The 802-nt window shown below is 36.8% G+C and carries 1 protein-coding gene; it reads left to right on the top strand.

Annotation, left to right across the window (positions count from 1 at the left end):
- Nucleotides 1-74: 74 nt before the first annotated feature.
- A complete protein-coding gene (locus AC27KL_RS28030; protein ID WP_487171797.1) occupies nucleotides 75-692 on the top strand; it encodes a hypothetical protein in 618 nt (205 codons plus the stop codon).
- Nucleotides 693-802 lie beyond the last annotated feature (110 nt).

Genomic DNA, 802 nt, shown 5'->3' with positions numbered 1-802 from the left:
ACTTCCTCCATCCTTGAGGTTTTTGGGTTTGGTCACTTGAAAACTTCTCCAAGTTGGGGTGAAGTCCCTTTTTTATGTCCGAAAATCCTTACGGCTCAAGGCCTCAGATTACTGCAAAACGCTCGAATAAGAATATAAATGAACGTAGGGATATATTTGATAAGATTGAGAGTATTAATAGCAATATCAAACGAATGAAGTTTGAGTTGAGTGAATTCAAAGATATTGCCGATCTCGATGATGAATCGTTGGATAACTTAAAGAAAGAAAAGCAACAAATATTAAACAAATTGGAATACGTAATGTCTTATGGACCGGAATACGGGAGACTGCGAAAAGAAGTAGAAGAAGGACCGAAGCTAATTAATAAATATGAGTTGCGTATTAGGTTGTTAGAAAAGAGGCAGACACGTATAGCATTATCTCTTGCGAAGGTTGAAAGTAGCATTAGTGACACTGAAAACGGTGTGGTTGTAAAGCTGCTTGAAAACATACAAGGTATTTATAAATATATTCAACAAAACGACACAGAGGGAAAGTGTCCGGTTTGTTCAGCTGAGCATGGGGACTCACTGTCAAAATTAGTAGAGCTGAATCTACAATCAATCAGCAAGGAGGTTAGTGAAAATACAAATTTCGCTAATTCACTACTTACTCATAAGACATTTCTTGAAACTGAGTGTTTTGCATAATTCCGTTTCAGAGAAGAAGCGATAGCATATTCACTGTCGTTAAGGGGTAATTTTCGAAAATGGTATTATATGGATGAAGAAAAGGGCAGACTTGCAGAATTTTAGAACAG

Source organism: Paenibacillus sp. YAE3 (genome assembly GCF_057546105.1).
The sequence above is the reverse complement of the archived record's forward strand: the minus strand, read 5'-3'. Positions and strand labels throughout refer to the sequence as shown.